Consider the following 2,945-nt stretch of genomic DNA (forward strand, 5'->3'; position numbering starts at 1 on the left):
CCGTCCATGCGCGGCGAGTGGAACGCGTGGCTGACGGTGAGCCGCTTGGTCTTACGACCCCGCTCCTCGAAGCCCGCCGCGATCTCCAGCGCCGCATCCTCGTCACCGGCGATGACCACGGACGTCGGTCCGTTGAGTGCGGCAATCGAGACAAGCTCGTTCAGCAGCGGCGCCACCTCGTCTTCCGACGCCTGCACCGCGATCATCGCGCCACCGGCCGGAAGCCCCTGCATCAGACGGCCACGCGCCGCCACCAGCTTCGCAGCGTCCGCGAGGGAGAGCACACCCGCCACGTGCGCGGCGGCCAGCTCACCGACCGAGTGCCCGGACAGGAAGTCCGGCTTCACACCCCACGCCTCGACCAGCCGGAACAGCGCCACCTCCACCGCGAACAGCGCGGGCTGAGTGAAACCGGTCTGGTCCAGCGCCTCGGCGTCATCCCCGAACAGCACATCCCGCAGCGGTCGTTCGAGGTGCGCGTCCAGCGCGTCGCAGACCGCGTCCAGCGCCTCCGCGAACGCCGGGTACGCCTCGTACAGCTCACGGCCCATCCCCAGCCGCTGGCTCCCCTGCCCCGTGAACAGGAAGGCGAGCTTTCCGGCCACCGGCGAACCCTGCACCACACCCGTGGCCGGTTCACCGGAAGCCAACGCCTCCAGAGCGCGCAGGAAGCCCTCACGACCATCGGCCACCAGCACCGCACGGTCCTCAAACGCGGTGCGCCCGGCAGCCAGGGTGTAACCGATCCCGGCCAGGTCCACGTCCTCGTCGGCGGAACGCACCCGGTCGAGCAGACGACGGGCCTGCTCACCCAGCGCCTCCCGCCCCACAGCCGACAGCGGCCACGGCAGGACCGGCGGCACGACGGACGGCCGCGCCGCCCCGCTCTCACCATCCTCGACAACCGGCGGCTGCTCGATGATGGTGTGGGCGTTGGTGCCACTGATGCCGAACGACGACACACCCGCGCGACGCGGACGGCCCGTCTCCGGCCACTCCACCCGCTCGGTCAGCAGGGAGACGGCGCCATCCGTCCAGTCCACGTTCGGCGACGGCTCATCCACATGCAGCGTCTGCGGCAGCACACCATGCCGCATCGCCATCACCATCTTGATGATGCCCGCGACACCAGCCGCCGCCTGCGTGTGCCCGATGTTGGACTTGATGGAGCCCAGCCACAGCGGCTGGTCCGCGTCCCGGTCACGTCCGTACGTGGCCAGCAGCGCCTGCGCCTCGATCGGGTCGCCCAACGTCGTACCCGTACCGTGCGCCTCGACGACATCCACATCGCCGGTCGTCAGCCCGGCGCTGGCCAGCGCCTGCCGGATCACCCGCTGCTGCGACGGACCGTTCGGCGCCGTCAGACCATTGGACGCACCGTCCTGGTTGATCGCCGAACCCCGCACGACCGCCAGCACCGGGTGCCCATGGCGACGGGCGTCCGACAGCCGCTCCACGAGCAGCATGCCCGCGCCTTCGCTCCAGCCCGTGCCATCCGCACCGGCCGCGAACGACTTGCACCGGCCATCAGCCGCCAGGCCGCGCTGACGGCTGAAGTCCACGAACGTCTCGGGCGTGGCCATCACCACCGCACCACCGGCCAGTGCCATCGAGCACTCGCCAGAGCGCAGCGCCTGGATCGCCCAGTGCAGCGCGACCAGCGACGACGAGCAGGCGGTGTCGATCGTTACCGCCGGGCCCTCAAGACCGAAGGTGTACGCCACCCGCCCGGAAGCGACACTGCCCGCGTTGCCGGTGCCGATGTAGCCCTCGACACCATCGGGAATCTCGCCCGCCCCGCTGAGGTAGTCGTGATAGATAACGCCCGCGAAGACACCGGTCTGGCTGCCGCGCACGGTCGACGGGTCGATGCCTGCCCGCTCGAACGCCTCCCACGACGTCTCCAGCAGCAACCGCTGCTGCGGATCCATGGCAAGGGCCTCGCGCGGCGAAATCCCGAAGAACGCCGGGTCGAAATCCCCCGCGTCGTGCAGGAAGCCACCCTCACGCGTATACGACGTACCCGCGTGGTCGGGGTCCGGGTGGTACAGGCCGTCCAGATCCCAGCCACGGTCCACCGGGAAGCCGGAGATGCCGTCGCCACCCGTGGCAACCAGCTCCCACAGGTCCTCAGGCGTACGCACCCCACCGGGGAAGCGGCAGCTCATCCCCACGATGACGATCGGATCGTCGTGCACCGCCGGGCTTGCCTCCACCCGCGCGGGAACGAGAGGCGCCGGACCCTCCTCGTCACCCACCAGCTCCTCACGCAGATAACCGGCGAGGGCGGTCGGGGTCGGGTAGTCGAAGACCAGCGTGGCCGGAAGCCTCAGCCCGGTGACCGTCTTCAGATCATTGCGCAGCTCGACCGCCGTCAGCGAGTCGAAGCCCAACTCCCTGAACGCCCGTCCGGGCTCCACCGCCTGCGAACCCGCGTAACCCAGCACCGCCGCGACCCGCGCGCACACCAACTCCAGCAGCTCACGCTCCTGTTCGGGCCGCACGAGCCCGGCGAGCCGCTGGGCGAGCGAGGAACCGTCGGTGGTCGTGGCGGCCACGGCAGCGGCCCGGCGGGCCGGAGCCCGCACCAGACCACGGAACAAGGACGGGACGATACCGGTCGCCGTCGCTTCGGTACGCAGCCCCGCGTAGTCGAGCCGCATCGGGAACAACACCGCCGCGCCATCGGCGCGCGCCGCGTCGAAGAGGGCAAGCCCCTCATCAGCAGTGATCGGGGCGACCCCACCGCGCGCGATACGCCGCAGGTCGACCTCGTCCAGCGTGCTGCCCATGCCCGCGCCAGCCCACAGCCCCCAGGCCAGAGCGGTGGCCGGGAGCCCCTGCGCCACACGCTGCTGAGCAAGCGCCTCAAGGAAGGAGTTGGCCGCGGCGTAGCTCGCCTGCCCCGGTGCCCCGAACACGGCCGCCGCACCGGAGAACAGCAC

General features: G+C 70.9%; 1 protein-coding gene. It reads right to left on the reverse strand.

Translation table 11 applies throughout. From position 1 onward, the window contains the following. Nucleotides 1-2,945 (reverse strand): type I polyketide synthase (locus tag ACZ6CL_RS42815; RefSeq protein ID WP_468946974.1); only part of this gene is annotated, 2,945 nt, incomplete at both ends.

This window comes from Streptomyces sp. NPDC041200 (genome assembly GCF_055591805.1).